The 26,179-nt window shown below is 37.4% G+C and carries 22 protein-coding genes, 1 other RNA gene, 1 pseudogene and 1 riboswitch; of the genes and pseudogenes, 5 read left to right on the plus strand and 19 right to left on the minus strand.

The features are described from left to right. Nucleotides 1-19: 19 nt before the first annotated feature. From F1560_RS02980 to namA, 6 genes are all read right to left on the minus strand, one after another. Nucleotides 20-958 (minus strand): hypothetical protein, encoded by a 939-nt coding sequence (locus tag F1560_RS02980; RefSeq protein ID WP_149473157.1) that lies wholly within the window; start codon nt 956-958, stop codon nt 20-22. Nucleotides 959-1,086: 128 nt separating this feature from the next. Continuing rightward, nucleotides 1,087-2,358, minus strand: a complete 1,272-nt coding sequence (locus tag F1560_RS22570; RefSeq protein WP_149473158.1) for a 3D domain-containing protein — start codon at nt 2,356-2,358, stop codon at nt 1,087-1,089. Between the two features lie 445 nt (nt 2,359-2,803). After that, the gene (locus F1560_RS02990) at nt 2,804-4,030 is read right to left on the minus strand and encodes a dicarboxylate/amino acid:cation symporter (RefSeq protein ID WP_149473159.1); all 1,227 of its coding nucleotides are present in this window, start codon (nt 4,028-4,030) and stop codon (nt 2,804-2,806) included. 487 nt (nt 4,031-4,517) lie between these two features. Next, nucleotides 4,518-5,780 carry a CYP152 family fatty-acid peroxygenase CypC gene (gene cypC, locus F1560_RS02995; RefSeq protein WP_149473207.1) on the minus strand — a complete coding sequence of 421 codons (1,263 nt, stop codon included), beginning with the start codon at nt 5,778-5,780 and terminating at the stop codon, nt 4,518-4,520. A 153-nt stretch (nt 5,781-5,933) separates the two neighbouring features. Next, nucleotides 5,934-6,563, minus strand: coding sequence for a DUF998 domain-containing protein (locus tag F1560_RS03000; RefSeq protein WP_149473160.1), 630 nt, complete (start codon nt 6,561-6,563; stop codon nt 5,934-5,936). Nucleotides 6,564-6,853: 290 nt separating this feature from the next. After that, a complete protein-coding gene (gene namA, locus F1560_RS03005) occupies nt 6,854-7,870 on the minus strand; it encodes an NADPH dehydrogenase NamA (protein ID WP_187773612.1) in 1,017 nt (338 codons plus the stop codon). Nucleotides 7,871-8,414: 544 nt separating this feature from the next. Between namA and F1560_RS03010 the strand changes: the two genes are divergently transcribed. Continuing rightward, nucleotides 8,415-9,326, plus strand: a complete 912-nt coding sequence (locus tag F1560_RS03010) for a patatin-like phospholipase family protein (RefSeq protein WP_149473209.1) — start codon at nt 8,415-8,417, stop codon at nt 9,324-9,326. Between the two features lie 148 nt (nt 9,327-9,474). Here the strand turns inward: F1560_RS03010 and copZ are convergent, their stop codons facing one another. Genes copZ through F1560_RS03025 form a run of 3 tightly spaced genes read right to left on the minus strand, consistent with a single transcriptional unit; the run spans nt 9,475 to nt 12,409 of the window. Further along, nucleotides 9,475-9,681, minus strand: a complete 207-nt coding sequence (copZ, locus tag F1560_RS03015; protein ID WP_149473161.1) for a copper chaperone CopZ — start codon at nt 9,679-9,681, stop codon at nt 9,475-9,477. A 29-nt stretch (nt 9,682-9,710) separates the two neighbouring features. Further along, on the minus strand, nt 9,711-12,095 hold the full coding sequence (locus tag F1560_RS03020) for a heavy metal translocating P-type ATPase (protein ID WP_149473162.1): 2,385 nt from the start codon (nt 12,093-12,095) through the stop codon (nt 9,711-9,713). 11 nt (nt 12,096-12,106) lie between these two features. Then, nucleotides 12,107-12,409 (minus strand): metal-sensing transcriptional repressor, encoded by a 303-nt coding sequence (locus F1560_RS03025; protein ID WP_149473163.1) that lies wholly within the window; start codon nt 12,407-12,409, stop codon nt 12,107-12,109. Nucleotides 12,410-12,605: 196 nt separating this feature from the next. On the opposite strand from F1560_RS03025, the gene F1560_RS03030 reads away from it, so the two are divergent. Together F1560_RS03030 and F1560_RS03035 are read left to right on the plus strand one after the other, a co-directional pair. Continuing rightward, complete coding sequence (locus F1560_RS03030) at nt 12,606-12,932, plus strand: four-helix bundle copper-binding protein (protein WP_149473164.1); 327 nt, start codon at nt 12,606-12,608, stop codon at nt 12,930-12,932. A gap of 410 nt (nt 12,933-13,342) precedes the next feature. Beyond that, nucleotides 13,343-13,444, plus strand: a riboswitch (purine riboswitch). A 133-nt stretch (nt 13,445-13,577) separates the two neighbouring features. Continuing rightward, nucleotides 13,578-14,771, plus strand: a complete 1,194-nt coding sequence (locus F1560_RS03035) for a NupC/NupG family nucleoside CNT transporter (protein WP_149473165.1) — start codon at nt 13,578-13,580, stop codon at nt 14,769-14,771. A gap of 180 nt (nt 14,772-14,951) precedes the next feature. Here the strand turns inward: F1560_RS03035 and F1560_RS22720 are convergent. Beyond that, nucleotides 14,952-15,111 (minus strand): annotated as a pseudogene (locus F1560_RS22720) (SAM-dependent methyltransferase); the annotation flags it as partial. Between the two features lie 355 nt (nt 15,112-15,466). Here F1560_RS22720 and sda point away from each other — a divergent pair. After that, nucleotides 15,467-15,649 (plus strand): sporulation histidine kinase inhibitor Sda, encoded by a 183-nt coding sequence (gene sda, locus F1560_RS03045; protein WP_149473166.1) that lies wholly within the window; start codon nt 15,467-15,469, stop codon nt 15,647-15,649. Between the two features lie 362 nt (nt 15,650-16,011). After that, on the plus strand, nt 16,012-16,623 hold the full coding sequence (locus F1560_RS03050) for a YdhK family protein (protein WP_149473167.1): 612 nt from the start codon (nt 16,012-16,014) through the stop codon (nt 16,621-16,623). A gap of 73 nt (nt 16,624-16,696) precedes the next feature. Here F1560_RS03050 and F1560_RS03055 read toward each other — a convergent pair whose 3' ends face one another. From F1560_RS03055 to rnr, 9 genes are all read right to left on the minus strand, one after another. Further along, complete coding sequence (locus F1560_RS03055) at nt 16,697-18,865, minus strand: heavy metal translocating P-type ATPase (RefSeq protein WP_149473168.1); 2,169 nt, start codon at nt 18,863-18,865, stop codon at nt 16,697-16,699. Beyond that, nucleotides 18,858-19,223 (minus strand): ArsR/SmtB family transcription factor, encoded by a 366-nt coding sequence (locus F1560_RS03060; protein WP_149473169.1) that lies wholly within the window; start codon nt 19,221-19,223, stop codon nt 18,858-18,860. Before F1560_RS03060 ends, F1560_RS03055 begins: the two co-directional genes overlap by 8 nt. Before the next feature lie 529 nt (nt 19,224-19,752). Beyond that, a complete protein-coding gene (locus F1560_RS22270) occupies nt 19,753-19,944 on the minus strand; it encodes an aldo/keto reductase (RefSeq protein ID WP_245347731.1) in 192 nt (63 codons plus the stop codon). Between the two features lie 49 nt (nt 19,945-19,993). Beyond that, on the minus strand, nt 19,994-20,206 hold the full coding sequence (locus tag F1560_RS22725; protein WP_210095921.1) for an aldo/keto reductase: 213 nt from the start codon (nt 20,204-20,206) through the stop codon (nt 19,994-19,996). 109 nt (nt 20,207-20,315) lie between these two features. After that, nucleotides 20,316-20,693: an iron chaperone gene (locus F1560_RS03070; RefSeq protein ID WP_149473170.1), complete on the minus strand. Its 378-nt coding sequence runs from the start codon at nt 20,691-20,693 to the stop codon at nt 20,316-20,318. Nucleotides 20,694-21,843: 1,150 nt separating this feature from the next. Further along, nucleotides 21,844-22,184, minus strand: a transfer-messenger RNA (tmRNA) gene (gene ssrA / locus F1560_RS03075). A gap of 121 nt (nt 22,185-22,305) precedes the next feature. Next, on the minus strand, nt 22,306-22,770 hold the full coding sequence (gene smpB, locus F1560_RS03080; RefSeq protein ID WP_149473171.1) for an SsrA-binding protein SmpB: 465 nt from the start codon (nt 22,768-22,770) through the stop codon (nt 22,306-22,308). A 96-nt stretch (nt 22,771-22,866) separates the two neighbouring features. Continuing rightward, nucleotides 22,867-23,673: a zinc transporter ZupT gene (gene zupT, locus F1560_RS03085; protein ID WP_149473172.1), complete on the minus strand. Its 807-nt coding sequence runs from the start codon at nt 23,671-23,673 to the stop codon at nt 22,867-22,869. Between the two features lie 258 nt (nt 23,674-23,931). Beyond that, nucleotides 23,932-26,139 (minus strand): ribonuclease R, encoded by a 2,208-nt coding sequence (gene rnr, locus F1560_RS03090; RefSeq protein ID WP_149473173.1) that lies wholly within the window; start codon nt 26,137-26,139, stop codon nt 23,932-23,934. Between the last annotated feature and the right edge of the window lie 40 nt (nt 26,140-26,179).

A 26,179-nucleotide genomic window follows, 5' to 3' on the forward strand; every position in this document is an offset into this window, starting at 1 on the left:
GTTGAAGAAGGAATCAGCTTTACCGCTCTTCTATTAACTGCATTTTCGCTGCTTGTATGGTAGAAAGTTCTATTTCTTTTTCTTTCAAGGTCTTATTTAACTTTCGGATTATCGAAACGACAATAGCATGTTGATCTCTTGCCTGCTGTAAGGAATCCTGAATTCTCCCTTGAACCATCCAATCTACAATTAAACCATCAAAGAAAAAGTCTGCAAATTTCAGCATGCCTGAAATATCGATTTGGAAGTCTGTAACCTCATCGACATCCAGTAATTCCTTTTGGAAGCTTCGCATGCTCGTTTGTGCGTGATGGATATGATTCGTCGCTTTATCAATATGATCATGCTTTACCATAGTCGAAATCATCCCACCACCAAACATATCAAATGTACCCCAGCCCTCTGCACTTTCTAGTGAATCCATTGCGTTATTAAGTGCAAGCTTAACTTTATTACCTGCTTCAATCGCTTCATCCAGTTCCATCATGTATGCTGCAAGGTCGCCTTCTGTTTCATTTAATTCAAATAAGCGATTTCCAAATGCAGCATCCTTTTCCTTCATCATTTGCTCCTTGGCAGACAAAAGAACCTGGTAGTCTTGATCAGCCTCCATGACTCCTTGCAATTTATCATGCAATTCATTAATAGAGTCACTAATTTCATGCTTCGTCTTTTCAGCCTCTTCAAGCTGCAGCTGTATCGCAATAACTTCTTGCTTTTCCTGTCTCAGCTTTTCATGCTTCGATCCAAAAAGTGTTTGTATTAAATTTGTTATGCCAATTCGCTCTAGCTTCTGGACATCTTTTTTTTCAGCAATAACTTGCTTTTCTAACCTACTAATCTCCATTTCAATCTCTATTAATTCACGCTCATAATCAGCAAGCTGTATCTCCCACTTTTTCTTTTTGCTCATAGCACTTCTAACTCGAATGAGCTGCTCATTTATCGCTTCATACATGTAATGGCCCCCTAGAAATGATTGATATGCACTACTTTTATTTACGTTAAAGTATGGTGATGGGTTTCACTTTTACACACTAAAAAGGAAAGCATCCAGCTAACAGATACTTTCCTTCTATTTATCGTTTATTTTACAATTGTAACTTTTACTGTTCGAACTCCCCAATTATAGGCATCTGCTTGAGTTGGTACGAAAACATCAATTTTCTTACCTTTAATCGCACTACCGATATCGCCAGCAATAGCATGACCATAGCCTTCTACATCAACGATACTGCCTAATGGGATAACACTTGGATCTACGGCAATTACTTTTGCATTTGGATTTTTATTAAGATTAATTCCAGTTGACGTAATACCAGATCCTCCAGCACTTTTGACCGTATATGCAGTAGAAGTCACCGTAAAGGTTTTACCATCGGAAGCTTGTTCCTTCTTTTCCGATTCTTTTTTCGGCTCTTTCTTCTCTACCACTTTCTTTTCTTCTTTCTTGTCTTCCTTAGCCAGCTGCACTATTTTACCTTTATCAGCTGACTTCTCTTGAGCAGAAGCAACTTCTGTTTTAGCTGGCTTTGCGACTTCCTGTTCCTTCGCTTTTGCCTCTTCCTTTGCTTGCGCTAATTCAATTTCACGCTGCTCTTTTTCTTTTGCAATTTGCTGCTTTACATCACCTTCAAGTGAAGCAAGTGTACTATCTTCTATCTGTAATTCATCTGCCAATGCGGCTAATTGGTTTTGTTTTTGTTCCAATGATGATTTTTGTTCTTTATTTTGCTCTAGTTGTTGAGCAATTAGCGTTTGTGTTTCTTCTTGTTTTAGTTTAAGTGCATTTAATTGATCCAGTTTATCAAACACAGTTGCTTGTTTTTTTGCTACTAATTGGATATCAGCCTCTTGCTGCTCGATTAACGCTGCATCCGAGTTTGCAATTGTGTTAACTGCTGATACACGAGAAATAAAATCACCAAAGCTTTGTGAACCGAAGATTACTTCTAAGTAGCTGATCTTACCGCCCGACTGTTGTGTAGAGACGATTCTACCTTTTAAAATTTCATATCTTTCTTCAATCTTCTTTTCTAATTCTTTCATTTCTTCTTCTAAGATTGAAATTTCTTCTAATGTACCGTCAACCTTATTTTCTGTTTCACTCAACAATTTCTGATTTTCTTGCAAAGCTGTATCTACTCGTTCTATTTCTTTCGATAATGTTTCTAGCTCTATGATAACATCTGCAATTTCACTTTCAGCTTCTGTTAAATTTTCTTTAATTGTTGCGCGCTGCTCACGAATCTTATCTAATTCGTTCGTACTATCTGCAAAGGTCGGGATACTAAAAAACGAACAACTTAAACCAACAATCATCATGACTGCGATTAGTTTCGCTAAGGTTCTTTTCAAATTGACTCCCCCGTTTTTTAATTCACGTCTACGTCTCTATTTATAGACAAGATGATAGAACTTGCTTGCCTGCAGTTATGTGAATTATGTATTTTATACTATTATTTACCTATTCTAGGTTTGTTGTAGTATAACATTATCAAATGTCATAGATATTATGATAATGTTACAATTGTATTTCAAAACAGAACGTATGATCTTTTTATGTATTATGGAAAATCTTTGATTAACGAAAATCGCAGGGGCAATCAGAGGTTAATAGAATCGGATATCAGAGGACGAAATTGTTTAGAGAATCAGCATATTTCACTCAATTATCAGCTTTTTCCGTGTGAACATCAGCATTTCTTGAGAAAGAACCCATATGGACGACAAAATAAAGCAACCTCCAAGACGATTACATGGAGATTGCTTTATTTATCTATTAGAACGAACATTTTTCCAACTATTCCTTTGCTTTTGTATTTGCTCGCCTTTCATTTTCGGAAATAATATAGGCACATGCCGCATCACCAGTTATATTAAGTGACGTACGGAGCATATCCAATGAGCGGTCGATACCAATAATAAGAGCAATTCCTTCAACAGGAAGCCCAACCTGCTGTAATACCATGGCAAGCATGATCAATCCAACCCCTGGCACTCCTGCAGTTCCAACACTAGCCAATGTTGCAGTTAAAATAATCATGATAATAGCGGTAAAATCCAAGTGTATCGCATATACTTGGGCAATAAAGACCGCAGCTACCGCCTGCATAATCGCAGTTCCATCCATATTGATAGTAGCTCCTAATGGCTGCACGAAGCTACTGATTTCTTTACTTACTCCAAGGCTTTCTTGTGCCGATTTCATTGAGACTGGTAACGTTGCATTTGAACTGGAAGTACTAAAAGCAACAGACATTGCCGGGAAAAATCCTTTATAAAACGTGATCGGATTTCCTTTTCCAAGGAGCCAAATGGCTAAGCTATAAATAACCAGTCCGTGAATAAACAGGCCTAAAATAACAGTTCCCATATATGCTCCCATCGAACCAATTGCATCCAGCCCAGCATTCCCAATGGCTGAGGCAATTAAAGCAAAGGCACCATATGGAGCAGCTTTCATAATCAGGGTTACAAGAAACATGAGAATTTCATTTGTTTGATCAAATAAACGATAGACACCTTGCGTTTTTTCGCCTAAGAAAGCAAGAGCGAGTCCAATAAAAATCGCAAATGCGATGATTTGTAACATATCTCCAGTAGCCATTGAAGTAATTGGATTATTAGGAATGATATTGATAATCGTCTCCATGACAGGTGGAGCCTCGTTCGCTTCATAACTAGCATTTCCTACATCAAATACTCCTTCAGCTCCTGGTTTGATTAGAAATGCTAATGCGAGACCGATACAAATGGCAATTGCAGTAGTAACGAGGAAAAAGGAAATGGTTTGAAAACCGATTTTCCCTAGTTTAGCAGGCTCACCCAGACCAGCGGTTCCAAGGACAATTGATACGAACACTATCGGTACAACAATCATCATAATTAAATTAATAAAGATTTGTCCAACTGGCGTTAACACATAGGTATCTATATTTGAAAACATACTTTCCGGAACGAATGTTAACCCCATCCCTACAATGACACCCAGTACAAGAGCTATTAATATCTTTTTCGTTAAGCTCATAGCTACCACCCTTCTTAAAAAGAAACTAAGAAACAAATGGTTCCTTTCTAAATCCACTGTATGGCTAACGAATACCTGATTAACTGGCTATTTGCAGTCCAGCTAAGTTTTATCTCCTCCTTTCACTTGTTCTTTATAAAAATATTAATTACTTAAGGCTAATCGCAAGTGATTACAATGTATTTTACAAATTTACTGTCTCATTATGAATAATCAAAAGACATCATCATAATGTTAAAATTCAATAAGCAATTTACCATAAATAAAACTTTAGACAGCCATACAGTTTTTTAATTCCTATGACTCTTTTTAGATTTTAAGAACTAAATTTGGAGAAAAAGTCTTCAGGTTGTCAGGTACATCTATTTTGCAATTATAGGAATGATTATCATCAACAGCTTCCTCACAAACGTATTTAATGCCTGAGCATTCACTATAAAAAGCCCGATCTCTCTTTATTAGAGAAATACGGGCTTTGTTTTATGTTTTACTTCTTAATTTGTTTTACATGTGTTAATACTACTTTGCTATGCGGAATACTTGGCACGCTCACCATGCTAAAACTTAAATCCTGATCCGGAATTTCGTATTCCATCTGATTAACGAAATGATCTAAACTTACTTTCATCACTTCAACTGTGACCCACTCTCCTGCACAGCGATGCCCCATAAAGTAGTCACCACCGCCTTGCGGAATAAAGCTAAACAGACTTCCCTCCCAGTCAGTAAACCGTTCAGGATTGAAAATATCAGGATTCTCCCAGATTTCAGGGTCATGATTTGTACCATAGAGATCAAGCAATGTTAATGTGCCTTCTTCAAATTTATAGTTATTCCAGGTAAAATCTTTTTTTACCAATGCTGCTACAAATGGAAAAAACGGATAAAAACGCCGGACTTCCTGTACAAACATCTGAGCATATTTTTCATCGGGCGTTTTTAGCTTCTTTCTTTCTTCTGGATAATGATGTAATGCCAGTGCAGTGAAATTGATGAATATAGCAATTGCCACAATTGGTCTCAGGATATTAATTACTTCCACAGAAGCCGTTTCGGTATCCAGAAGATTTCCTTCTAAGTCTCGATACCAGCTAAATCTATGTAAAGCTGTATCCTCGGGAGGGTTTATTTCTCCATTACGCACCTTATCAACCAACTCACCCATCCATTTTTCGACGCTGTTCCTTGCATGTCTTCCTGACCAGTGGTTTGGACCAACAGCAGCTGGAGACTCAAACATCGCCGCCAAGTCTTTTGTCACTTTCTTCACATCATCTTCTTCCAAAGGAACACCTGCCCATTGGCAAGCTGTTCTGCAAAGAATCTCTTTTACTTCATCATAAAGAACAACCTCATCCATCTGTTGCCATTTACTTAGCGCTAACTTCCACTGCTTATTCGTAATGTCTTTTAAACTTTGAAGTCCTTCTGGAGACATGATGGACATAAACATTTCTTTTCGATGCTTGTGCTCTTGTCCATCCAAAGCCTGAACACCATTCTTCCCAAACAACGTTTGAACCACACGGTTTGGTGCAGCATCTTTTCTTTTGAATTTTTCCGTATCATAGAAGGCTTCAGCAGCTGCTCTTCCTCCCATGCAGATCGCTTTCTTTCCGAGTAATCGGGTTTCGAAAATTTCAGAACTAAAACTGTGCCGCCTGTTCAAAATGTACATATATCCTTCTCTCATAAGGCTCAAGGTGTGATCTATACCTTCTTCATGGGGCATTTGATTTGTATCCGACATTGTACCCATCTCCATTCTGTGAAATTCTCCTTTTTATAATATTCCCTATTCACTTTTTAAAAAACTTGAATTGCTAAAAGGGTTCACATGGAGGTATTGGGGCATTATTAGGAAATCCCCCTTAATTTAATAAGGGGGATTGTTCGTTCGCAGTTACCTTGATTCAAAGCTTGAATCCGTTAGAATGAAAGTCAGTACTGTCCCCCATACGAAAACGATACCGTAAAATAGTCTTTGCAGTAATCCTGCTGGGAGTGGTATAAAGAACAGAAGAATAATTAGGATAAAAATTACGATGAGGGCAAATAAGCATAAATAAGTCCAACGTTTACCATGATTTAACACCTTGGCATAAATCCACATTCCAGGCAAAACGGTGATCATACCAATTTGCGCTACGATTAAATGCCAAAACAAATCAACATTAGCTGGTATAAAGCCAGAGACAATGTTTCCCAAAGCAAGGATAATTATAAAGATGGTTGCCAATTTAGTTATGCCTTTTGTCTCTAGGTATTGTGCCAGATACAAAACACCAACTGTCATTGTGATTCCATTTATGATAAATAACACATTCATCCATAAATGATGCGGGGAACAAATTTCATGTGGTGCAATCGCATACGTATAATTCCCACAAGATGTAACGCCAAGATCGCTCATCGCGTGCTGCATTAGACTATATGGAGCCGTTGAAGTCATCATAATAAATGGCTCAATTCCAAAATAAAAGCACGTAGCAATCCAACTGATTATTCCGACTCTTTTAGGTATCGTTAGCAATAGATCTCCCCTCTCTTTTCATCTATCCAAGATAATAGTAATCTTATTCCCTAATTAATAGGTGGTGCACAAGAACGTTATATACTATATTTATGATAATACTACATACCCCTATTTGAAAGTTCAATTACATTTTGTAAAAAATTCAGATCTGCCATAAGAAGATTAAAAACCCCTTGCTTTCATACAAGAGATTTTTTAATCCTTTCTTAATTCTACGATGCGTATTCTGCCGGTAATCCACTCAAATTATTGAACGTTTTATCATTCATTTGCTGCCCATCGCCAATTTACTTCCAGCCTCGTTCATATTGTTTTGGAGCTTCCAAATCATATCCAAGCTCATCGGCTGCTTCTTTAGCCCAATATGGATTTCTGAGTAAGGCCCTGCCAATAAACACAAGATCTGCACGCTCATTTTGTACAATTTCTTCAGCCTGAATGCCTGTGGTAATTAAACCAACTGCCCCAGTAGCTATTTCTGATTTACTTCGAATTACTTCACTATGTTTCACTTGGTATCCAGGGTATGGTTTGATACGTGCTGGCACTACACCACCGGTACTGCAATCAATTAAGTCAACATCCTGCGCTCTCATCTGTGTTGTAAAATAGATGAAATCTTCCTCTGCATTTCCTTGTTCATTATATTCATTTGCAGAGATACGTACAAAAAGCGGGCCATCCCATTCTGTTTTTACTGCCTCAATAATCTCACTTAGAAAACGATAGCGATTTTCCCTACTTCCACCATAGTCATCCTGACGCTTATTCGTTAGTGGGGATAAAAATTGATTGATTAAATAACCATGTGCCGCGTGAATTTCGATAATATCAAAACCTGCTTCTTTTGCACGTCTAGATCCATTTTTAAATGCCTCAATCGTCGCTTTGATATTCTCGACTGCCATTTCAACTGGTGTTATTGACGTATCATTAAATGGCAAGGCAGTAGGTGCATATATAGGGTGCTCCAATTCAGCTTTTCTTCCGGCATGTGCCAATTGAATCGCCGATTTCGCACCATAGCTATGAATTTCTTTGTTCAAATTTTTTAACCCAAGAATATGCTTATCATCCCATATTCCTAAATCCTGATCAGAAATTCGTCCTTCAGGTTGAACAGCTGTTGCTTCCACCATAATTAACCCAACTTGGCCAACAGCACGAGAAATATAGTGCGATAAATGAAAAGGTGTAATCATTCCGTCCTTATCCACTGCTGAATACATGCACATCGGAGACATAACAATACGATTCTTCAATGTAATCCCCTTAATATCAATCGGTGAAAATAGTTTTGCCATGTATATCCTTCCTCTCTCTTTCAAAATACTTCTATACCTTTAATATATTAAAAAAACACCATTTAAGCTAAACATGTGCATTTATGCTTTTTCGCTTACTATGAATACATGGTCTACTGCAAACTAGTTAGATTGTCTCCCCAGCCATATCGTTACACTGTTACAGTGCAAAAACAACAGTTAAGAAAGTACCTTTGAAAAGCAATCATATATAAGTATGTTACAGTATACATATGTACAAAAGAAATAAATCACAGTGTAACAGTTTCGATGGTTTAATCCATACTACAGGGAATTTCAGTTCCAACTTTCAAATAACGATAAGACATACAGACAATAAAACAAACATGTGCACAAGCAAATTTTTATGCTAAAATCTCAATAAAGAAAATCTGTTTCTGACTTTCTATCAATAGAGACAAAATCTTAATTTTAGTTTTTAGGCATCACAATTTTAATGAGCTTCCTTTCTCACTGTTTCTTTCTACTATCAAATTATATCTCTAGTTAAAAATTAATTAACATTTCTTGCGGGGTGATGGAAATAAAAGCAGATGCTGTTTTTGAGGGTGGCGGGTCAAGAGGAGTTGCTTTTATTGGCGCAATTAAAGCAATGGAAGAGGCAAATGTAGAATGGGAACGACTAGCTGGAACATCTGCAGGAGCTATTGTAGCAACCCTTCTTGCTAGCGGTTATAAAAGTGATGAAATTAAAGAACAAATGGATGTATTAGACTTTTCAAAACTTCGAGGTAGGACAATTCTGAATAGAATTCCTCTTTTTGGTAACATTTTAGAATTACTCGTGCATCAAGGAATTTATAAAAATGATTATTTGGAGAAATGGATGGATTCCCTTCTTTCCAAACAAGGTATAAGGACTTTTGCGGATCTTCCAGATGGAAAGTTAAAAATTATTGCCTCCGATGTCTCGAATGGTCAAATTCTTATTTTACCAGATGACTTAGAACGCTATATGTTGACACATGCAGATTTAAAAATATCGACTGCCGTAATGATGAGTACCTGCCTGCCATTTTTCTTTCGCCCGGTTATCTGGAAAACAAATGGACGAAAAAAGTCCTATATTTTAGATGGCGGACTTCTAAGTAATTTTCCGATATGGATATTCGACACAGAAAACCCCCGTTTTCCGACTTTTGGTTTTCATTTTGTAAAAGATGAAATTAACGTAGACCCAATCATACCAACACCAATTCATCTTTTCAGAAATATATTCACAACAATGCTTCAAGCCCATGATTTACGTCATTTGAATGATATGACGATTGATCGTACAATTCAAATTCCAACTGGAAATATTAGCACAACCAACTTTGAATTGACTGACCAGCAAACCAGCTTACTCTTTCAATCAGGTTATGATTCTGCAAAGGCATTTTTGTCAACTTGGAATTTTAAGCAACATAAGGATAAACGGAGGAAAAAAGGCTAAGGAACGCTATAATACTTGTACTTAACGTGACGATTGACTTTAAATCAATAATTGGCTAAAGGTAATGCGTAATGATTTCGTGTTTAATAATGATAATTGCTTCAAAAAAGCTGGTCTCCCATTCAGGAAACCAGCTTTTTCATGTATTTTATGCTACATCATAACCTTGATCTTCTACAGTTTCTTTCATATTTTCCAATGAAACTTTAGTTTCATCATAAGTAACTTCAACTTTACCAGAGCCTAAATCCACTTCTGAGGCAGTTACGCCGTCTAATTTATTTAGTGCTCCTTCCACTGACATTTTGCAGTGACCGCACGTCATTCCTTTAACAGCTAATGTTTTTGTTTGCATAAAATTTCACCTCCTTTAAAGGACTCTTTTTATAATTTCACTCGTTTTAAACGAAGCGCATTCGAAACAACACTCACTGAACTTAATGCCATTGCTGCACCAGCAACCCATGGTGCAAGTAACCCGACTGCTGCAACCGGGATTCCTGCTGTATTGTAGCCGAAAGCCCAGAAAAGGTTTTGACGAATATTTTTTATCGTCGCATGACTGATTTTGATCGCTTTTGGAATAAGTAGTAATTCCCCACCGAGAATCGTTACGTCGGCAGCTTCAATTGCTACTTCTGTTCCTGTTCCAATTGCAATTCCAATATCAGCAATTGCGAGTGCTGGAGCATCATTTACTCCATCTCCAACCATTGCAACCTTTTTACCCTTATTTTGAATTTCTTTTATTTTATCCGCTTTTTCTTCAGGTAAAACTTGAGCAATTACTTGGTCAATGCCAGCCTGTTTCGCAATGGCTTGAGCTGTCCGTTCGTTATCTCCTGTCAGCATAATAACTTCTAAGCCTTGCGCTTTTAATTCTTGAATTGCTTGAGATGCTGTTTCTTTAATGGTATCTGCAACGGCAACAATACCACGATACTCTCCATCAATAGCAATGAGCATTGCTGTTTTTCCATCAACTTCGTAATCAATCATTTCTTGTTCCACGCCACTGACATCGACCTGATGGTCTTGCATTAGTTTTCGGTTCCCAACAAGTATGTGACGATTCGAAATTCTAACTTCGATACCATGCCCAGGTATTGCAGAAAAATCATCAACTTCCATAAAGTCAATATTTTTTTCTGTTGCATAGGCGACAATCGCTTCTGCAAGTGGATGCTCTGAGCCTTTTTCCGCACTTGCTAGCAACTGTAAAGTTTCGTCATCACCTGTAAAGTTGGTAACTTCAGGTTTCCCTTTTGTGATGGTACCTGTTTTATCTAGAACAATCGCCTCTAACTGATGTGTTCTTTCTAAATGCTCTCCACCTTTAAATAGAATTCCACTCTCTGCAGCTTTACCCGTTCCAACCATAATCGATGTTGGAGTTGCAAGCCCTAAGGCACACGGACACGCAATAACAAGGACAGCAATTGCTGCAACTAAAGCTGGCTCAAACTGACCAGGATCGACTAGTACAATCCAAGCAATAAATGTTAAAATCGCAATCACGACAACAATTGGTACGAAATAACCTGAAATGACATCGGCTAATCGTTGGATTGGTGCTTTTGATCCTTGTGCATTCTCGACTATTTTTACAATCGATGCAAGGGCAGTATCCTTTCCTACCTTTGTCGCTTCCATTTCAATGGAACCATTCTTATTTATTGTCGATCCAATGACAGTTGCATCAACTTCTTTTTCAATTGGAATGGACTCCCCAGTAATCATCGATTCATCTACTGAAGTTCTCCCTTTTACTACGATACCATCAACAGGTATTTTCTCACCTGGTTTTACAATTAACCGATCACCAACGACAACTTCACTGGCGGGAACCATCATTTCTTCATTATCCCTGATTACCCGAGCTTCTTTTGCCTGTAAATTGAGTAAAGAAGATAAGGCGTTTGTTGTCTGGCTTTTTGCTCGTGCTTCCAAATACTTACCAAATAAAATCAATGTGATTAATACAGCACTTGTCTCAAAGTACAGATGTGGCATATATGCTGGATTGCCAATCGTTTTAATTGCTTCATATAAACTATAGAAATAAGCAGCACTTGTACCTAATGCGACTAACACATCCATATTTGCTCCACCGTTTTTCAGGTTCTTATAAGCCCCAACATAAAATTGCCAGCCTATGATAAATTGTACAGGTGTTGCTAGAACAAATTGGAACCACGGATTCATGAATATATGCGGTATTGTCATATGAAATAAATGAACCAGCATGGTTACTAATAGTGGTGCAGATAATACGGTCGAAATAATTAATTTCGTCTTCATATTTTTTATTTCTTTTTCCTTATGTGTTTGCTTTTCAGCTGCTTCAATTTTCGGCTTCGCATCATAGCCTAAATTTTGGATTTTACCAATTAATTCCTTAGGATCTACTAATCCAGGATTATATTCTACAGATGCAGTTTCTGTAGTTAGGTTCACTGTTGCAGCGTTAACCCCTTCTTGCTTATTCAATACCTTTTCAATACGGTTCGAACAAGCCGCACAGGTCATGCCAAAAACATCTAACTCTGCTTTTTCCATTAAAACACCATAGCCGACATCCTCAATTTTCTTTGTAATAGCTTCTAGGTTCGTTTTTTCGGCATCGTAGTCTACGGTTGCCTTCTCCGTTGTTAAATTGACTTGGGCTTCGACACCATCCATTTTATTTAATACCTTTTCAACTCGGGTCGAACAGGCTGCGCAAGTCATTCCTGTTATCCCGAGCGTTGCATGATTTGTTTCGCTCATTCTAGTCCCTCCTATTTAGAGAACTGCTTCATCACACTCATTAGTTCTTCAATCGTTTCATTACCTTCCCCTGATTGAATAGCATCACTAACACAATGTTTGATATGGCGTTCTGTTATAGTAAATCCGACATTTTTCAATGCCGCTTGGATGGCACTGATTTGAATTAATATATCGACACAATAGCGATCCTCATCAACCATCTTTTGAATGCCACGAACTTGGCCTTCTACTCGTTTCAAACGATTCATGAGTGCTTGTTTCTCATCCTTTGTTCGAGGCGTACTTGGGTGATCATGTAAAGATTTATCCATATGATTCACTTCCTTATCGTTTATGCTTATACTATACCCCCCTACTGTATAATTGTCAAGAGATGTGATTGTTTTAATTCTCACTTAAAAATTCAACGATACCCATGGTCAGTATCTAGCATCTTATACATCGGTTTGTTTAATGGAATGAATATCGGGAAACTTAAACTATGTAAGTACAACAGGAGGGATTATTATGTCACATGAAAAAAATCAAGAACTAATCAAGAAGCTACACGAGTGTGCAGCAGCATGTAACCACTGTTTTGATGCATGCTTGAAAGAGGAAGATGTCAAGATGATGGCTGAATGTATACGATTGGACAGGGAGTGTGCTGATATCTGTTCTTATCTTGAACATGCTCTTGCAAGAAATACACCATTTGCTTCAGAATTAGCTTCAGTTTGTGCTAAAATTTGTGAAGCATGTGGAAATGAATGCAAAAAGCATGATCACGAGCACTGCCAGAAATGTGCAGATGCTTGCTTTAAATGTGCCGAAGCATGTAAAAGTGTTGCTTAAAAAAAGTCTACTGATGATCCTACGCAATATTCGGTTACAACTCCTATAGTTTTTGTAGACATCAGATTACTTTCTTTTATTTATTAACAAAAAGTCGTTTGACAGATTTATGGTCAACGACTCTTTTATTGAGGAAAAATATACAAATTCTCATATTTTCGTTCCCGCGATGGTGAATTTTACACATTCTATATCAAACTAAAATAATTAACCTATATTGAATTTTGACTAGGTCCCTTCATTATATTTACAATAATCAAATTCCATTTATTAACAATGTTACTTTCATATCCATCAATTAGTTGATCTGATTGATATTTTCTATAAAACAAATACAGATTTAAAAATTTAGTATTTTATTATTTTTTATTCGTCTATTGTATAGTTGGAGAACCTCTGTTAAAATTCTAAAATCAACTTCATACGATCCTTATATATCTATGGAAATATGGTCCATACGTTTCTACCTGGCAGCCGTAAAATGCCAGACTATGAGGAAAGTTAGAACGCCACATGTGACCCTTGGTGCATTCTCTTCTTTCTTTAATAGATGGAGAGGATGCACTTTTTTATTTCCTTTTATAAAGTCAGACTTCTGACAACTATTAGGATGTATGGAACTGAAACGATTATCAGGAGGTTATCATGGATTTTCTATTTGGTTTATTTTCCCTTGTGGGATTACTATTTATAGCTTGGCTTTTAAGCAAAAATAAAAAGGCAATAAAATGGCGTACGATTTTAGTCGGGGTAGTATTAGAGGGTATTTTTGTCTACTTTATGCTTAATGTTCCTCTTGGCCGCTTTCTTCTTACAAGTGCTGCAGGGGGCGTCCAACACGTCCTAAACTATAGCCAGGAAGGTATTGAATTCTTGTTTGGTGGTTTTTTTGCAGAAGGAACGAATGTAGGATTCGTTTTCGCGATTCAGGTCTTATCCGTTATCATCTTTATCTCTGCATTGGTCTCTGCCCTGTATTATTTACGAATCATCCCTTTCGTTGTACGTATACTCGGTTGGGTTGTTGGTAAAATATTTGGTACCACCCGTGTTGAATCTTTTAATACAGTTGCCAATACGATGTTAGGTGTTGTAGAATCCCCATTACTCATTAAACCTTATCTCGCAAAACTTACACGGTCAGAACTGTTTACCGTTATGGTCGGGGGGACAGCTTCAGCAAGTGGTGCAATTTTATTGTCTTATGCGCAAATGGGTATTGATATTAAGTATTTACTTATTTCTGTTTTCTCTGTACCTTTTGTTGCAATTGTAATGTCTAAGATCATGGAACCGGAGACGGAAGAATCTGTTACGAATGAACATATCGAAATGGAAGAAACAGGACATACGAACATTTTTGAAGCCATTTCTGAAGGAGCTGTGGGAGGAGTAAAACTTGCCGCTAATATTGGTGGTTTGCTTATTGCGTTTATCAGTTTATTAGCTCTCGTAAACGGGATGCTAGGCATTATCGGAATGGATCTGGCTACCATATTTGGTTATGCTTTCTTTCCTTTTGCTTTACTTGTTGGGATTCCAATGGAAGATGCTTTCCGTGCTGCATCTATTATTGGAACAAAGCTTGCAGCCAATGAACTGATTGCATTCCAAGAAGTTCTCAGACTCCAAGAGATACTAAAGCCAGAAACAGTTGCAATTTTAACCGTTGCATTATGTAACTTCGCGAACCTTTCTTCTATTGGCCAATTAATTGTAGGTCTTGGTTCTTTAGCACCATCCAAGAAAAAACAAATTGCATCGATGAGCTTTAAAGCCATTATTGCTGGTACGATGGCAAGCTTTATTACAGCTATTTTTGTAAGTATGTTTGTTTAATGAATGCAAATTATAGTCTCATTAAAGTGTGTGAACAGAATGGCTAATGAAATAAGACATGCCCATTTAAAAACTATCCTTCTTCCTCTTTGTCAGGTAATGAAGGATAGTTTTTTAATATAAATCATGATGTTTTGTTAATTTTGATTATTTCTTCATAATTTTATTGGATTGTATATGTTATTTTCTCGGTTTTTGAACCGCAAATTGGATAACATGTGCTAACCCATTATGGAGTTCTCCTTCATAGCGTACTACCTCTCCCATAAAAAAGATGAATAATCCGCCAATCACTAAAGGTATTTAAAAAATCTTGCTCTTTCGACCTGCCACTTTTATACGTCCTTCTCCTTCAGCAACTGCCAAAGTATCACCGGTAATATTTAATTCCTTCTGAAGATTTTTCAGGAAGACATTTGGTTCCTTTCCATATACATAATTATTTGTCTCTCTTAATCATCCTTTCTTATGTTATAAAAAGTGTTATCTCGCAGTTATATTCCCCCCTTGCACATAAGCTTGCATAGTAATTTTGCTTGCCATCAAAACCCCTGAGAAAATCCTATTAATCCCAGCTGTTATTATCAATTTTTTGTCTTTATTTGTCCTACTTTGTATTATTTTGGATAGATTCTACTTCCGATTATTCAGAATTAAAAGGTTTATAAAAATACAAACGTGGGAGGAAAATATCATTGAACAGTCTAAAACATTTGTCAGATGAACTATTAGAGGAATCTTTGAGAAAGGCAATCAAACTAAAGTTGGATCAAGATTTTTGTGCAACATTACAAAATGAAATAGAAGAACGGGCAGAGAGGGGAAGAAAATCTACGAATACTAACACGATGGATGTGATAAATTTTCATAAAAAGTAATGGGGACAGGACACTTATAGCTTCATCGATCTGTAATCAATAATATGCTGAAATCGGAAGTAGAATCCTATTAGTCTTAAGTTTAGGCTGAAAAAAGGTAGCGTTCGTACTTGATTGTGCGCAACGCTACCACATATACTAAGCTGCATAATGTACATAACCTGTTCCAATTCGTTTACAGATTTAAGTTAAAACGCTGTTTTATATAGAAAATTAGTCAAGATCGTTTGCAGAATGATATTATCATCTTATTTTATATGAGGCTTTTAGTTTATTCTTCTAACTGATTTTAAATCTGTAAATAAAATGTAAATTTAAAGGGTAGATTAAATAATAACTAGAATAATGGAGGGATATTTGAAATGAAAAGAAATACACTTATAATCGGAATTGTTTCTATAATTGCGGTACTTTTATTATCAGCTTGTGCAAATGAAACAGAAGAAAACACGGACACAGAAACAGAATCAAATACGGAAGAAGAAATGGATATGGAATCAGAGTCTGATTCACATGAAGGTATGGACCATTCCGAAATGAATATGTCTGGTTCTGGAGAAGTTCCTAAGGATTTGAAAGAAGCTGAAAATCCAACATATGAAGTTGGAAGTCAAGCAATCATAGAAGCAGAACATATGGATGGTATGAAAGGTGCTGAAGCGAAGATTGTAGGTGCATATGATACAACAGTCTATACCGTTTCCTATACTCCAACAACTGGCGGTGAGGAAGTAACTAACCATAAATGGGTCATTCACGAAGAGTTTGAAAATCCAGGTGAAGCACCGTTAGAAGCTGGTACTGAAGTAACGATGAACACAGATCATATGAAAGGTATGGATGGGGCTGTAGCTAAAATTGACTCTGCTGAAGAAACAACGGTATATATGGTTGATTTCGTTCCGGCTACAGGCGGAGAAGAAGTAACGAACCACAAATGGGTAACGGAAAGTGAATTATCACCTATAGAATAGAATTCATATTAGTACTTTAAAAAATGGAACATAAAAATGATTCCAATGATTGATTGGAATCATTTTTTCGTTATTATTCCTTCACCCTCATAAGCCGCAAGCTATTTAACGCTACAAGCAGTGTTGCACCCATATCGGAAAGGATGGCAATCCAAAGCGTTAACCAGCCTGGGATAACTAATAATAAGGCAAAAAATTTAATGGCAATTGCAAAAGTAATATTAGCTTTGATGATATTTAGCGCTTTTCGGCTAAGCTTTATAGTGAATGGAAGCTTCCTTAAATCGTCTGCCATTAAAGCAACGTCTGCCGTTTCCAGAGCTGTGTCTGTACCTGCTCCGCCCATTGCGATACCAACTGTTGAGGCTGCTAATGCAGGTGCGTCATTGACACCATCACCTACCATCGCCACATTACCAAACTCTGATCTCAGTTGTTTCATATAATCTAATTTATCCTGGGGCATCAATTCTGACTGAATATCAGATACACCTAAGTGTGCTCCGATTGCTTCTGCAGTACCTTTATTATCACCGGTCAACATAATTGTCTTTTTGATTCCTAACTGATTTAATTTTTGAATTACATCTTTACTTGTTTCACGTACTTCATCAGCAACTGCAATAATGCCAAGAATGTGATGTTTCGTTCCAATAATCATGACTGTTTTCCCTTGATTCTGAAGGTACTTAACCTTGTCTTTGAATTTTTGAGTGAAATCAGGAACAAATAATTCGCTGAAGAGTTGTGGACTTCCTATATAGTAAGTTGTTCCATTTACAGTACCTTCAATACCTCGACCGGTAATTGATGAAAAGTCTTCCACCCTTATATGTGCGTAAGCGATATTTTCTTCCTCTGCTTTTTTCATAATTGCTGAAGCAAGCGGATGTTGTGAACGGTATTCTAGAGCTGTAATAACAGAAAGTAATTCCTTTTCTTCAATTTGTTGGTTCAGCAATTCAAAATCAGTTACAATTGGAACTCCTTTTGTTAACGTACCCGTCTTATCAAATGCAATCGCCTTTATGGAACCCATTTCTTCTAAATAGACTCCGCCTTTGATGAGGACACCTTTTTTGGCAGCATTCCCAATCGCTGAGACAATAGAAATCGGAGTTGATATGACTAGAGCACAAGGACAACCAACAACAAGAACGGCTAACCCTTGATATACCCAGGTTTCCCAACTACCATCAAAGAGTATAGGTGGAATGATAGCAACGAGTGCTGCGACGATCATGATGATCGGCGTGTAATATTTCGCAAATTTATCGATAAAAGCTTGTGCGGGAGCTCGTTCCCCTTGCGCTTCTTCTACAAGATGAATAATTTTAGAAATCGTTGTATCTTCTACAAGCTTTGTAATTTCAACTTCGAGTATTCCTTCTTCATTTAACGTACCTGCATATACATTATCATCAATTGATTTTTCAACAGGTACTGATTCACCTGTAATAGCTGCTTGATTGACAGCAGAATAGCCATTTACGACTATCCCGTCCATTGCAATTTTTTGACCAGGCTTTACAAGCATGATATCCCCAATAACTATATCATTTACATGAACTTTTAATTCTTGCCCATTCCGTCTTACGAGAGCCTCTTTAGGAGCGATATCCATTAAGGAACGAATCGACTGCCTTGCTCTATCCATTGAAAACCTTTCAAGTGCTTCACTGATTGCAAAGAGAATAACAACAACAGCAACCTCTGCCCATTCTCCAATAATGGCACCACCTATCACAGCCACTGTCATAAGCGTCTTCATGTCGAATTCCAAGCGAATTAAGTTTTGTAACCCGACTCTAAAAAGGGATAAACCTCCGATCAGCATCGATGCTAAAAATAATAATGTTGTAACAATGTTTCCTTCACCGTTAACAAATAAAGAAAGGTAACCAAAAAATAGAAACAGTACCGAAGTAAGTAGAGTACTATGTTTTTTATAAAAGGGGATTTTTTCTTCTATATTATCCTTTTGAACTGCTTGTGAAGTATGTTGTCTAAGTTTTTCAGGAACTACTTTAAGATTTTCAAAAGCACCTGCTTTTTCCAGATCTTCGATAGTTGTATTTCCAAAAACATTAATTTTGGAAGCTCCAAAATTGACTTTCGCATCCTCTACGCCTGGAAGCTGTTTTACATTCTTTTCGAACTTTCCTGCACAATTTGCACAGGAGAACCCTTCAACGCGATAGACATGTTTATGTTCTGTTACGGATTTTACTGCATCATTCAACTTTAATCGCCTCCATCTGATGCTGAAAGGCTATTTCGACAAGCTGTTTAACATGCTCGTCATCTAATGAATAAAAGACTAACTTTCCTTTTTTTTGATATGTTGCTAAGCCTAAGTTTTTTAATAATCTCAAATGATGGGATGCTGTGGCCGTTGAAGATCCTATAATATTCGCCACATCACAAACACATAATTCACCTTCTAACGATAAAGCATAGGCAATCTTAATCCTTGTATCATCAGACAAAGCCTTGAATATTTTAGCTACTTCCATAGGATTTTGTTCAGTAAGATTCTGTTTAGCTCTTGTCACTTTCTCTTCATTAACACAAGTAACTTCACAAATATCTTTCGCCATCGTATCTCCCCCTCATTCAAATATATATTTGAATATTGATTTACTTTTAATGTATGCGAGTTTACTCAAATAGTCAAATGATTATTTGAATAATAAGTATAAATTTTTAGTTCTTTAATTAATCGTAGGAACCTATACAATAAAGTGAAACTTCATTGCGTAGCATCCACACTGAATGATATATAAAGCACATGAATCGGATTTCTGCACTTATTATTCGGGGAATGGCTGTTTATTTGGGAGCAAAGTTATTATAGCTGGAAAATAATTAGGTAGATACTAGTAATTTTAAAATTAAAATTAAATTCCCGATAGCAGCCTTGCCAATTGAGGTAATTTCATTAATTAGGTAGAGTTTTAAGTAGATTTTTTTCAACCATCTAAAGGTATTAACGTATTTTAAGCCTTTTTAAAGAGAAACAATTCGTTCGAAATATGAATCTCAACAAAGGATACAATTATAATTTGCTCTTCATTATGTGTTTTATATTTAAAGGAAGCAGAATCACTGCTTCCTTGTTACTATACCCTAAAGATCTTTCAACTTGGCAATATCTTCATCTGTACGATTTCCGTGAATCACAAAATTTGCAAGTTCTTCCTCTATTTGACGATACTCATCGTCTGTTAGCTCTAATTTTGCCGCCCCTAAATTTTCTTTAATCCGATTTAATTTTCTCATTCCCGGGATAGGGACAATAAAGTCTTTTTTATGCAGCATCTAGGCCAGAGATATCTGCGCAGGTGTAGCTACCTTTGTTTACGCGATGTTAATAATAAAGATCAACATAATCTGTGCCTAGCCCTTCTAATGAAGCTTCTAAATGCTTACGAATACTTTGCTCTAAGTGATCGATAGAATTAGCTTCTGTTTCACGATCAATAAACAATTTTGTTGCTAAGACAACGTTATCTCTTATAGGAGATAACTCTTTCCCGACTAATTTTTCGTTTTTGACCGTTGCCGTATTAGTTAAATAGATTCATGTGCACCTGTCCAACTGCCATACCCATGACTGAAACAGCTGCCGTTTCAGCAAAACTTTTAGGTGTAGAATTTATATTTTGTAGCTGTTATTTATTCATTCCATGTTAACAAGCCGTATCTTCGCCAGCGCGCCACATATCAACTGTTTTATGGATAAATTGTTCCAATCCCGTATCTTCAATCTTTATTGATTTTTTGACGCGAATGCAGCCTTTTCCATAGTTATAGTCCGCTAATAGGGTTTCTCCATTTTCTATCTTATCTATTGTACCCACATAGAGACTTACATAATGTTTTTGCGCGTTTAACGCAAATACATAGTTATCATCTCTACCATAATTTAACATCTTATAGCGAATCACCTCTTCCAATTCGGGGGCATAAGCAAAAATCATTTGTCGAATCGCGAGCAGTTTCTCTTTTCGCCAATCATCTTCAAGCAATTTTAAATATTCCTCAGAATTCTTTGCATCATATTGCATGTTAAAGTTTCACTCCTACATATTTCAATTTTACTGTTAGTTTACTGGAAATTTGCTATCTATGCATCTTAAAGGTTTTCTATTAAATTTCAAATCACTAAAAAATACGCCAGCGCCTTCACTTTATTCCGAATCCTAACCTTCTTTTCTAAAATCAAAAATGTATTAGATACACATAAAAGAGGTTGTTCAAAAAGTCTGGTAAAAATGACACATCGAGAAAAGTGGAAGCTCGTTGGCTTGCTTTTCCGTTCCTTGCAAAAGAAAAACACTTTTCCTGCGTGCAAGAACGTCTGCTCACGTATTAAACCCATACGTTCCGCTACTCAAAGCTATGCCGCCTCGAACTTCTCGGTCCTTTTTATCCTCCTTTTTGAACACACACTAAAAGAATATTTCATCAATACTTTTAGAAATAATCTGTTTCATTATAAGCTTTCTAAGGTGGTGCTTAACCCTTCATTGGTCAAAACTATTTTGAATTTATGATAGAAACACGAACATCTGCATCATTTGAAAAGTTAATTAAAGAAATTATCTACCAACGATCGATTACTTTGCATATACCCAAACATAGCAGAAGAAATAAAATGTCTTTTTACAAAGTATGAAACAAATGTTGACCATAAGCTTTTTAAACCATATCCTGCCCAAAGTGGACAATTTACGATTCAAATCACAACACAAAAAAACCACCAACATTATGTATTGGTGGAGACGGTGGGACATGCTCTTCCATGCTTTCGTCATGGCACTGACTATATCTTAGACCTTAAATTTCAAGGTCTCTCGGCGTATTATACGAAATGTAAATTTACCTTGCTAGGTAGAATTTCGTATCCTAGTACTACCAAATTGGCAGCCTATAAGTCGATAGATGGCTGTTGGATTGCTCCACATACCACTCGGTATTGCCTTATTGCTATAAAGGAAGTTCAAAATATCATCAAATGATAAGCTGCGCATTTCTTCGTTGGTTTGTTTTTCCGGTCCTCATGTACTATTTGTACACTCCGGTCCTCGAAACTTCACCGCCTCGAACTGCTTGCTTCTAATTCGCCTATTTTGAACACCTATTTAATGCAACTTAGGTTTCACCGATAAAGCCGAGTTATCACTTTTGTGTTACCACAAAAGGCGACTAAATTACTAATCGAACCCACGTCCAGAGATATCGGCACTCAGGCTTCTACACGCGTAGTTGATATATTATCATTCGCAAATCCTTTAGCCTATCAACAGGCTTTCGGATAGCTAGTCTGATTCAGTTCACCTGGAGATCCTCAGACGGAGGATACCAGCATAGCCCGCTTAAGTTGAGACCCTTCAATCTGCACCACGGGCGAGTGACAGGAAGGATCCTTTAGTGCTACTTACGCAGCTGCTAAAGAGTAATTGTTTTCTTTGCCAGTTATATTTAGGCGAGTAACGGTTTACGAGTCGTAACCTCGACGTGCGACCTGAGCTCAAACTACCCCTGTCGAATCCGTAACGTCCCCGTAAAAGAGAAACGCTCTAGGATAAATGAGCATTATTCAATTGTGTTACATCCTCTATTATAGCAGATTCTCAGCTAATTTCAAGGGCTGGAAGAATTTACAGAATCCATTACTTACCTCACGTGATCCTTCAGTGCTCGATCCACATCACGTTTCATTTGCTTCTGCTTCAAATCTTCACGCTTGTCATATTTCTTTTTCCCTTTTCCTAACCCGATTAAAACCTTGGCATAGCCATTTTTAATATAGATTTTTAAAGGAACAAGCGCATAGCCTTGTTGCTGTGTTAGGCCGATTAATTTATCGATTTCTTTCCGATGCAAAAGTAATTTACGTGTGCGAGTTGGATCATGATTGAATCGATTTCCTTGCTCATATTCTGCAATATGCAAATTAATCAATTTGACCTCGCCACGATCAATTCTTGCGTGGGAATCTTTTATATTCACTCGCCCATTGCGAAGTGATTTAATCTCTGTTCCTTGTAATACAATTCCTGCTTCATACGTATCTTCAATAAAATAGTCATGGGACGCTTTTCGATTTTGCGCAATCGTCTTCCCTTGTCCTTTTGGCATATGTGTTCCTCCTACTACTTACATAGAACTTCATTTTATCAGAAATCTTCCATGATTCCAATCAGAACACCTAACTATAACTAAACTAACCCAACATTAAGCCATCAAAACTAAACTCACAGCCATAATCGCCATTCCAGTCATCACACCATATATGGAAAGATGTGCCTCATCATATCGTTTCGCTGCTGGTAACAACTCGTCTAGCGAAATAAATACCATAATACCAGCTACCATAGAAAAAATAATTCCAAACAAGACATCACTTAAGAAAGGCATTAATATCAAAAATGCGACAGCCGCTCCAACTGGCTCTGCAAGTCCCGATAAGAATGAAAGCTTAAAAGCTTTTTTTCGGTCCCCAGTTGCGTAATAAATTGGGACAGATACAGCAATTCCCTCTGGGATATTATGAATAGCCACAGCTATTGCAATAGCAATCCCAATCGATGGATCCTGGAGCGTAGAGACGAAAGTCGCAATTCCCTCTGGGAAGTTATGAATAGCTAATGCCAACGCTGTAAACATCCCCATTTTCATTAACGCGGGGTCATTTAGAGCTGTTCCCGGCTTTTCCATATCTTCTACTTTTTTCACTTCATGGGGATTGCTATGCTTCGGGATAAATTTATCAATAAGACCGATGAACAGCATCCCAGCGAAAAATCCGATGATCGTAAACCAATAACCTTCTGTTTCGCCCATGGATGCGGTTAAGGCATCCTTTGCTTTAAAAAATATCTCTACCATTGATACATAAATCATAACCCCAGCTGATAATCCTAAAGCAAAAGATAGAAATTTTGTATTTGTTGTTTTAGCGAAGAAAGCAAGTACACTTCCTACTCCAGTTGCGAGTCCTGCAAATAAAGTTAACAGGAAAGCAAGAAGTACATCATTCATTCAAAATCCTCCAAACTTCATTTCGAAAACGTATCGTTTGCCCAAGTTCTTGGGCAAACGTCTTAGTTACATGTATGCAGATAGGAAAAGTTATATTCTTTCCCATCTACTAAGTCAAAACAATGTTATATACGTACAAATTGCGACAGTTTTATAAGTAGTTTATAAGAGCACTCCTTAGGTGTCAATAAAATAATTGCGGATTGCTAGTCTTGTGGTTTTAATTCACAGAAAAAATGAGCCAACCCGTGGTCTGGCTCATTTTTTCTTCTTTTTCTTCTTCGCTTTTGTTTTATTTGCTTGGAGAACCTTTTGTGGCGGTCTTGTTTTTCTGTTTTTCTTTTTAGGAGCTCCTACCAGTTCAAAATCAACAGTATGCTCATCCGTATTGACGCTAACCACTTTTACTTCAACTTCGTCACCAATCCGGTAGATGTTTGCAGTACGTTCCCCAATTAATGCATGGCTGCGCTCATCAAAGTGATAATAATCATCCGTTAAATAACTAACATGAACTAGGCCTTCAATCGTGTTCTCAAGCTCGACGAACATTCCAAAGTTCATAACCGAACTAATGACACCAGTGAACTCTTCACCAATTTTGTCCTTCATAAACTCCGCTTTTTTCAAATCATCCGTATCACGCTCTGCATCAACCGCTCTTCGTTCTCGTTCAGATGTATGACGAGCAATTTCCGGAAGGTTTTCTTTCCAATGCTTCTGGGTATCCCTATCCATCTGCTGATTGATTAAATAGGTACGAATTAAACGATGCACAATCAAATCTGGGTACCTGCGAATCGGAGATGTGAAATGCGTATAGAATTCAGTCGCCAGGCCAAAGTGACCAATCCCCTGTGGATCATACTTTGCTTGTTTCATCGAACGTAGCATTAATTTAGAAACAATCATTTCCTCTGGCTTACCTTCCAGTGATTCAAGCACTTTTTGTAATGCCTGGGGATGCACTTCATTTGCAGTACCCTTAACGGAAACACCAAGCCCTGCAAGAAAGTCAAAGAACTTCTCCAATTTCCCTTCGTCTGGGTCCTCATGGATTCGGTGAATAAATGGAACATCCAACCAATGGAAATGTTCCGCGACCGTTTCATTCGCCGCTAGCATAAATTCTTCAATAAGACGTTCTCCTACAGAACGTTCACGAATAACGACATCGGTCGGTTTTCCACTTTCATCAACAAGTACCTTTGCTTCTTTAAAATCGAAGTCAATTGCACCACGCCCCATACGTTTCGAACGTAAGATTTTAGCAAGCTTCTCCATATCTTCGAACATCGGAACAAGTTCCTCGTATTTAGCACGAAGCTCTGGATCTTTATCTACTAAAATTTGATTCACATCATGATAGGTCATGCGCTCCGTTGTATTAATCACACTTTGGAAAATTTCATGATTAACTACTTGGCCACTGGACGTAATTTCCATCTCACATCCTAGGGTCAACCTGTCAACTTGCGGATTCAATGAACAAATTCCATTCGATAACCGATGTGGAATCATTGGAATAACACGGTCAACTAAATAGACGCTTGTCCCACGTTCATAGGCTTCGACATCCATGGGTGTACCCTCTTTTATATAATAACTCACGTCAGCAATGTATACGCCAAGCTTATAGTTACCATTCTCCAATTGCTTGACAGTTACCGCATCATCCAAGTCCTTCGCATCGGCACCATCAATGGTAACAATCATTTCATCTCGTAGATCACGTCTGCCTTCCAATTCCTCAGGAGCAATTGTTTCCGGTATATTTGTCGCTTGCTCTAACACTTCATTTGGAAAATCAATCGCAATCCCATGCTTATATATAATAGAAATAATATCAATTCCTGGATCATTTTTATGCCCAAGAATATGAATAATCTCTCCTTCTGCACTCATTCTTCCTTCTGGATATTTCGTGATCCGCGCAATAACCTTGTGTCCGCTTACCGCTCCATGTGAACCACCCTTTGGGATAAAAATATCATTTGGAACCCGTTTATCATCAGCTATGACAAAGCCAAAGGCACGATTATCTTCAAATGTTCCAACAACCTGAATAACCGAACGCTCCAAAATACGGATAACTTTCCCTTCTGGACGATTTCCCTCGACACCTGTTTTTTCCAAGCGGACGAGCACTTTATCATTATTCATCGCTGAGCCAAGGTCATTCGCATGAATATAGACATCCTTTGCATCCTCATCCTCTGGGATTAAAAAGGCAAACCCCTTTGCATGCATTTGTATTTTCCCTTTAACAAGATTCATTTTATCTGGTAGCCCAAAACGATTTTTACGTGTTCTTACGAGGTCTCCGTTATCTTCTAGTGCATTTAATGCTTTTACAAGCTCCTTAAACTCAACAGCATCCTCAATCCCAAGCTCTCTCTCAATTTCATCTACAGCCAAAGGCTTTTTGTCGTTTTCCTTAAAAAATTCAAGTATTCTTTCCTTCATCTGCTCACCTTCTTTCATCCTATTCTTTTCCATTTTTTCA

Origin of the sequence: Oceanobacillus polygoni, from assembly GCF_008304605.1 — a bacterium.
In the GTDB taxonomy this organism is placed as follows: domain Bacteria; phylum Bacillota; class Bacilli; order Bacillales; family Amphibacillaceae; genus Oceanobacillus; species Oceanobacillus polygoni.

Excerpts from the sequence above, each read along its gene's own strand:
- F1560_RS02980 (WP_149473157.1), bottom strand. The coding sequence starts at position 958 with ATGTATGAAGCGATAAATGAGCAGCTCATTCGAGTTAGAAGTGCTATG.
- F1560_RS02990 (WP_149473159.1), bottom strand. The coding sequence starts at position 4,030 with ATGAGCTTAACGAAAAAGATATTAATAGCTCTTGTACTGGGTGTCATT.
- cypC (WP_149473207.1), bottom strand. The coding sequence starts at position 5,780 with ATGTCGGATACAAATCAAATGCCCCATGAAGAAGGTATAGATCACACC.
- namA (WP_187773612.1), bottom strand. The coding sequence starts at position 7,870 with ATGGCAAAACTATTTTCACCGATTGATATTAAGGGGATTACATTGAAG.
- copZ (WP_149473161.1), bottom strand. The coding sequence starts at position 9,681 with ATGCAAACAAAAACATTAGCTGTTAAAGGAATGACGTGCGGTCACTGC.
- F1560_RS03020 (WP_149473162.1), bottom strand. The coding sequence starts at position 12,095 with ATGAGCGAAACAAATCATGCAACGCTCGGGATAACAGGAATGACTTGC.
- F1560_RS03025 (WP_149473163.1), bottom strand. The coding sequence starts at position 12,409 with ATGGATAAATCTTTACATGATCACCCAAGTACGCCTCGAACAAAGGAT.
- F1560_RS03030 (WP_149473164.1), top strand. The coding sequence starts at position 12,606 with ATGTCACATGAAAAAAATCAAGAACTAATCAAGAAGCTACACGAGTGT.
- F1560_RS03035 (WP_149473165.1), top strand. The coding sequence starts at position 13,578 with ATGGATTTTCTATTTGGTTTATTTTCCCTTGTGGGATTACTATTTATA.
- F1560_RS03050 (WP_149473167.1), top strand. The coding sequence starts at position 16,012 with ATGAAAAGAAATACACTTATAATCGGAATTGTTTCTATAATTGCGGTA.
- F1560_RS03060 (WP_149473169.1), bottom strand. The coding sequence starts at position 19,223 with ATGGCGAAAGATATTTGTGAAGTTACTTGTGTTAATGAAGAGAAAGTG.
- F1560_RS22270 (WP_245347731.1), bottom strand. The coding sequence starts at position 19,944 with ATGCTGCATAAAAAAGACTTTATTGTCCCTATCCCGGGAATGAGAAAA.
- F1560_RS03070 (WP_149473170.1), bottom strand. The coding sequence starts at position 20,693 with ATGCAATATGATGCAAAGAATTCTGAGGAATATTTAAAATTGCTTGAA.
- smpB (WP_149473171.1), bottom strand. The coding sequence starts at position 22,770 with ATGCCAAAAGGACAAGGGAAGACGATTGCGCAAAATCGAAAAGCGTCC.
- zupT (WP_149473172.1), bottom strand. The coding sequence starts at position 23,673 with ATGAATGATGTACTTCTTGCTTTCCTGTTAACTTTATTTGCAGGACTC.
- rnr (WP_149473173.1), bottom strand. The coding sequence starts at position 26,139 with ATGAAGGAAAGAATACTTGAATTTTTTAAGGAAAACGACAAAAAGCCT.